The sequence below is a fragment of the Sphingobacterium sp. IITKGP-BTPF85 genome (assembly GCF_001006065.1).
GTDB classification, from domain to species: Bacteria; Bacteroidota; Bacteroidia; order Sphingobacteriales; family Sphingobacteriaceae; genus Sphingobacterium; species Sphingobacterium anhuiense.
Window position 1 is genome coordinate 36,562 of sequence record NZ_ASZT02000032.1, and the last position, 7,261, is coordinate 43,822.

Below are 7,261 nucleotides of genomic sequence, written 5' to 3' on the forward strand. Positions count from 1 at the left end.
TTCAAGTTATTACGATGATAGGTACAGATAAATCTGAACTCAAGGCACTACCTCTTAATTGAGACGGTTGCGCGGCCGCACCAATGGAATAAGTTACTTTTTCTCCACTATACAAATAATTAGCTCCAACTCTATGCGTTGTGAACGAGTAGTCATAATTATAATCAAAGTTCAATTTAGGATCGTTAAGAATCTCATTTTCATCTTTATCATAACCCTGTTGTTGGTTTGAATTATCATATTTATTCTTATTGAAGTCATATGTAAATTCTAATTTACCGTTCTTTGACAAAGGTTCTGTGTAGTTCAATGAACCTCCCGCATTCCAACTCTTATTTTTTGCTTCTTGGATAGTTTTCTCGTAGATTGAATTTAAAGAGGCATCAGCATTATTAGGATCTTCCAATAATCGTTGTAATATTGCATTTTGATCCTTATCTGTTTTGGCGTTATTATAATTCATATTCATGAAAATATTACGGCCATTTTCATTCAACTTACGATTATATAAACCACTTATACCATAACGCGGGGCCGTTGAATTTGAAAAAATACTTTGATCTTGCGAATTATTAAATTCCTCATTTCTAAAAGTAATCGAATTTGTTACTGTATTCGCATCACCATCATCAAATCCAAACTGAGGTGTTATTTTAATATAATCCTTTGTCGATGGTTTCCATTCCAGATTGGCCTCGAAACGATGACTGGCACCAATATTATTTGAGTTTGACTTTATACTATCATTTTGCGTGATACCTCTCAAGGTAATCTCTTGAAATTGCTCGGACAAAGTAGTATTATCACTATGACTGTAGCTATAGCTTCCATAAACAGTCAGCTTATCCGAAAAATCTTTCCTTGCATTCAAACCAATTGAGCCCAATTTTGTCAAACCATCTGATCCACCAAACATACCGCCACCTCGACGACCTCCACCACCTTGTTGACGGCGAGCTCCCCCACCGGTAGTATTAAAATCAAATAATGGTGCATTTGTATTATTAAGATTTCCTAAAATAGAAATCTGCTCTCCTTCTCTCATACCCATCCACATACCGGTAGCTTGATAACGGTCTTCTGTACCGTAACCAGCACGTAAAGTTGCCATTTGCCCTTTATTATATTTGGGATCAATCTGGATATTCAAAACTTTCTCCGAATCACCATTTTTGTTGCCTGTTATATTGGCCATATCTCCATAGTCATCAACAATCTGCATCTTCTCAATGATATTGGCAGGAAGATTCTGTGTTGCAGTTTTGACATCCCCACCAAAGAAATCTTTACCGTTAATGCGTACACGTTTCACGGATTCACCTTGAGCAGTTACATTACCGTCTTTATCCACCTCAACTCCCTGTAATTTCTTCAACGCATCTTCGGCCACAGATCCATCTCGTAATTTTAGATCCTTCATGGTATATTCCAATGTATCACCTTTAACAACAATAGTCGGCACACCATCAATAACCACTTCTTCCAATAATTCTGAGGCCGGCTTTAATGTAAAGCTTGGAATAATGTATTTACTTTCTCCTTCCGGATAGGTAAACTCTTGCTCAAATCTTTCAAAACCTAAGTTTGAAACAGAAATTTTAAACTTACTCGCCTTTACATTATTAAAAATAAATATACCGGCAATCGAAGAACTGGTTACTAGGGAATCTTGATCTGAAATCAATTTTACTGAAGCTCCAGCGACAACACGAATCTTGTCATCTTTCAACATCCCTTGAACGGATTTCGTCTGTCCTTGAGCAACCCAGCTCAATAACATACTGCAAAATAAAAGGAAAGTAATCCTCATCATATACATCTTTTTGTAATTATCGGTTCTTATTCTGTGTGGTAATCCCACCAGGCTCAAATAAATCAACCCAATCTTCCCATTCATCTCATGATACGCTGTACTGAATCTTTCTAACATAAAGAATAAAGCCAACAGGTAAACAACGATCGTATACAGCACAGGGTTATATTCATTTGATACTTATACAAAAGAAGAAAATAGTAGTGTTAATAAACGTAAAACCTAAATTTTAACATAATAGTTACAATAAAACCTAATTTCACGACAGTTGGCGGGCTAATAAAAACTTTTTAAAGATGAATCGAAGTATAAAAAATCGTTCGCATTTTGTTCAAAAAATCAAATACCACAATTCATATATAAAGCTACTATAAACACATCCTTTTGCTATTAATAATATATTGTATTTTTGCTACTCAAAAATAAATAAAATGCTATTATCATATTTTCAAGATGAGTTTATAGAGGCGGGTTGTGATGAGGCTGGGAGAGGTTGTTTGGCGGGGCCAGTTTTTGCTGCTGCAGTGATTTTCCCAAAAGACTACCATCATGAAGTATTAAATGACTCCAAGCAGCTTAGTGCAAAAAAAGAATGCAATTGCGCAGTATTATAGAGCAGGAGGCTTTAGCATATGCAGTAGCTAGCGTTTCCGCAGAAGAGATTGATCGGATAAATATTCATAATGCCTCTTATGTCGCCATGCATCGAGCTCTGGATCAATTAAAATTAAAAGCCGAGTACATTTTAGTCGATGGTAATAAATTTATTCCCTATCAGGAAATCCCCCATAATTGTATTGTTAAAGGTGACGGAAAATATTTATCTATTGCGGCAGCATCCATCTTAGCTAAAACGTACCGTGATGATTATATGGACAATATTGCAAAAGATTATCCTGAGTATGATTGGCTAAACAATAAGGGCTACCCTACAGTCAAGCACAGAAGTGCAGTACTTGCCAGAGGAATAACACCACATCATAGAAAAACCTTTAGAATAACTGATCCACAGCTCAAGTTATTCTAAAGGTTTTTAAAAAATTATTTTTAGCAACAATCTTTCTAGATTGTTGCTTTTTTATTCTTTTTGATTGAGAAGTAAATTGCAACAGCAATCCCTAATCCTAAAATTATGGACGCAATTAATGTCAATATATTACCGAGCTTATGAGATGCCGGATCGAAAATAAACTCGACCTTATGATTCCCACCTGGTAATTGTAATGCTCTCAGAATATAGTCAGCACGTATAATTGGCACCTCTTTACCGTCAACAAAAGCCTTCCAGCCTTTTTCATAATATACCTCAGAGAATACAGCAAATGCATCTGTAGGAGTAGAATATTCATAAACCATTTTATCAGGATGGTAAGAAGTCAGCTTTATCGATGCATTAACGGGCAAACCTAAACGTTTACCGTCAAATTTATCTTTAAATTCTTCACTAACAAAAGCCTCTTTTGAAGGAGTGAAACTACCAATCGCCTGCATCTCCTGCGCATTGTCTTTAACAAATGTTACTTGATCAACAAACCAGGCATTTCCAGCAGCAGAACTTCTACGTTGTATCCGTTGCCCCTTTTGTTCATCTCCTGTAATGACATAACGGACATTAAACATATCCAACACGTCTTCGTTTATAGCTCCATTAAATTGGTTCTCCAAAATCTCCTGAAACCGCATCAATTTCGCAGCATGGTAACCACCTAAAGATTTATGATAATATGACGCACGGGCATCTGAAAATGGATTTGTGGTTAAATCAATGACACGGTAACTCAAATCCTTGTCCATACGAATCAATTGATCGACCTCCCGCTCTTGAAAAGCCTGACCTGTTACCATGCGTTTCTCTACAAATGATTTGTCATTTAAAAAGCGCTTATCGACACTCCAGAGATCAAACAGAAAAACAACCGCCAATCCAATAATCAAAACATTTGCAGAAAGCTTCTTCTTAATAAAAAACCATACTGCTAAAAAGGTAATCAAAACGATGGCAAAAGAACGATACGCATCTGCACTCGCCACTGCCGAACGATCTTTTATTAAATTGTTTAACCACTGATTTGCAACTGCCTGATCACCGACCTGGCTTGTCAGTTGCTCCAGCAATTGCACATCCTCTTTCTTTTTAAAACTTAAAAATAGATCTGGTACAAAAGCAACAAGTAAACAAATAGCACCTAATCCGATAAAAGTATACAGTACTTTCTTATCTAATTTCTCAATTTTATCTGCCTTTGTGATCAACTCATTCAACGTTAACACCGCCATCAATGGAATCAAAATTGCCGCGATCACCAATATCGACTCGACCGCTCTGAACTTATTGTACATCGGGAAGTAGTCAAAGAATATGTCTGAAACCAATGTAAAATTCTTTCCGAACGACAGCAATAAAATTAGGACAGTTGTTGTAAGAATCCACCATTTTAGTCTATTGTTGACAATAAATAGACCTAAAATGAAAAGAAACAATACACCAGCTCCAAAATACCATGGACCAGAAGTAAATGGTTTGTCTCCCCAATAAACCGGCATTCTACTTGCGAATTCACCTGCCTGAACAGTGCTCATTCCCTGTGCTCCAAAAGTAGACTGCAAAAACTTTGCGACATTAGACTTTTCATCCAAAATACCACTATTTCCTCCTCCATACGCATTCGGAATCAAAAATGTCAATGTTTCTCCTACACCTTGGCTCCATTCGTAAGCATATTGTTTATCTAATCCCTTTTCTTTCGAGGCATCCACTTTAGTAATATTGGCGTGACCGCGTGTACTTAATTTACTGTACTCATAAGTGGGAATTAAAATCGAAGCATTCACTAAAATAGCGACAATTACTGCAGCCAACTGTAAACCCGAAGCAATAAAAAACTCCTTGATCTTTTTATCACGAATGGCGTATACCAAGGCAAAGATTACATAAACCATCAATGCGATAAGCATATAATAAGTCATTTGTAAATGGTTGACACGGATCTCAAGAGCCATAAATAAGGCCAACAGAACAGGGCCCCAAACTCTGCTCCCTCTAAAGCACATGATCACCGCTCCTATGACAGCAGGAATAAAAGCAATAGCATACGCTTTTGTGACGTGTCCAGCTTCGATATAAATAAAATTATAAGATGTAAACGCAATAGCAACGGCGCCTAATGCGGCTAGCCATGGTCGAACACGTAATACACTCAATAAGAAATACCCTCCCAATAAATAAAATAAAACGATATCAATGGGTTGTGGAAAAACGGTTTTGACCGCCGCTAAGATATAGGTTCCAATATTATTTTCACTTGCAGACCAGATTTGATAAGTGGGCATGCCACCAAACATTGAATTTGTCCACAACGGAGCTTTTCCATCTTGAGCTTTATAATCGAACATTTCCTTCTGTGCAGCTTGAGCCTGCACAACATCACTTTGTGCCAAAGTCTGCCCTTGCCACACTGGAGTAAAATAAAAGAATACAAGCGCTACAAAAATCGCTATCACGATAAGATGTGCTGAATTTTCCTTAAACCAATTTTTCATTTATATTATTAGGTTATTAAAACTTACGAAAACCAAAAATATACATTTGATTTTACAATTTATATTATTTTCCAAACCCAAGACTTATTTCTCCTATTCCCCTTTTTGGATAAGCTTATTAATATTCGACAATTCACCAAAAAGAACCAATATATTCCCTTCTTCCAATAATGTTTCCGAAGTCGCTATACCCGAAGCCTCCTTAATTTCTTTCTTTTTGATGCTATCTTTTACCTCGGTTATCTTGAGTGTTGTCATGACGATCACTTTAAAAAGATTAGTTAGGTTAGCTTCACGAAGGGTCATTCCAACATATTTTGATGGAACTTTTGTCTCAATAATACTGTATTTTTCAGATACTTTGAATGAATCTACAATATCAATATTGTCCAAACGCATCGCTAGCCTTTCTGCAGCCTCTTCCTCTGGCATAATGTATTCGGCGATTTCCATTGCTTCAAGCACTGTTTTCTGAAGGTCCGAAACAATTCTTCCTATGATTCGCTTTACTTTTAATTGTTTCATTAAAGCTACTGTTAGCAATGAAGCTCCTTCATCCTCTCCAATAGCAATAATAACGGCATGGCAGTCCTTAAGCGGTAAAGATGATACTGCCTCCCGGTCTGTTGTATCCAGACAGACCGTATGTGTTACTTTATCTTTTAATTGCTCAACAATAATCAGACTTTTATCCGCCCCGATCACCTCATGCCCCAATTCTGTCAAATGAACTGCAAGTGATCGTCCAAAATGCCCTAGTCCTAAAACGATATATTTCATATAAATTCGATTAATAGAGTATCTTTTCCTCTGGAAAGTGTAATTTCTTCGTGTTATATTTTTAATAAAAGCCACCAATAATGTCAATGTACCGACACGACCGACAAACATCGTCATCATTACAATAAATTTACCTGCAACACTCAAAGATGGTGTAATTCCCAAGCTCAGCCCACAGGTCGTATAGGCAGATACTGCCTCAAATAACAATGCTTTAAAACTCTTATCAGGATCTGAAAAAACCAGCAGCATAAAACTCACACCGATCGTAAATAGCGACAATAGAATAATGGCAAATGCTTTATGTACAGATTCGCCTGCGATCCGTCTTTTAAAAAGTTCAATATGCTCTTTTCCTCTTGCCAAAGCAATGATATTCATTATAGACACCGCAATGGTCGTAACTTTAACACCACCACCAGTGGAACCAGGAGATGCTCCTACCCACATGAGTAGGATAATTAACAAGACTGTGGGCATGGATACAAATGAGAGATCAACACTATTAAATCCAGCCGAACGCGAAGCATTGGCCATAAAAAATGAGGTTATCCACTCGCCCATCTGCCCCTGTTCCAAAGAAAGAGTCTTGTTCCGCTCTAACAGAAAAAAGAATATTGTTGCCAACACAACGACAACCGCATTACACGCCAGCACTAATTTTGAATTAAAACTGAAGTTCCAAGCTTTATGCTTATAATTCTTCTTCGTCACCAACCGATGATACCAGTAAATACAAGAATCTTTTACATAGGAATAAATATTCAATACGATCCCAAAACCCAATCCACCTAGTATAAATAATACAGACAAAGCCAATTGGAAGTTGTAATTAAATTTATAGCCATCATTGGTGATTCCATCCGTTAGGATCGAAAAACCAGCATTACAAAAAGAAGATACAGAATGAAAAATAGCGAAAAACACCTGATTTCCCAGAGAAGGAAAAAGAGTTGCATCTAGCGTGCTAAAGATTAATAAAGCACCGAGAAGTTCAAATAATAATGTAATAAAAATTATCGTGAGAAGTGTTTTAACCACCGATCCCACTTTATTTTCACCAAGAATTTCGCCAAACATCAATTGATTCTTGAACGAAAAACCACCTGAAAAGAAGTATCCGAAAAA

3 protein-coding genes and 1 pseudogene are annotated in these 7,261 nt (G+C 36.8%); 1 reads left to right on the top strand and 3 read right to left on the bottom strand.

What is annotated here, in order from left to right; genetic code table 11:
* Position 1 precedes the first annotated feature (1 nt).
* Positions 2-1,813 carry an outer membrane beta-barrel protein gene (locus L950_RS35180; RefSeq protein ID WP_197086322.1) on the bottom strand — a complete coding sequence of 604 codons (1,812 nt, stop codon included), beginning with the start codon at positions 1,811-1,813 and terminating at the stop codon, positions 2-4.
* A gap of 431 nt (positions 1,814-2,244) precedes the next feature.
* Between L950_RS35180 and L950_RS08805 the strand changes: the two are divergent.
* Positions 2,245-2,840 (top strand): annotated as a pseudogene (locus L950_RS08805) (ribonuclease HII).
* Between the two features lie 35 nt (positions 2,841-2,875).
* Here the strand turns inward: L950_RS08805 and L950_RS08810 are convergent.
* Positions 2,876-5,353 (bottom strand): YfhO family protein, encoded by a 2,478-nt coding sequence (locus L950_RS08810; protein WP_021190725.1) that lies wholly within the window; start codon positions 5,351-5,353, stop codon positions 2,876-2,878.
* Between the two features lie 93 nt (positions 5,354-5,446).
* On the bottom strand, positions 5,447-7,261 hold a 1,815-nt coding region (locus L950_RS32535), incomplete at its 5' end, for a potassium transporter TrkG (RefSeq protein ID WP_231577008.1).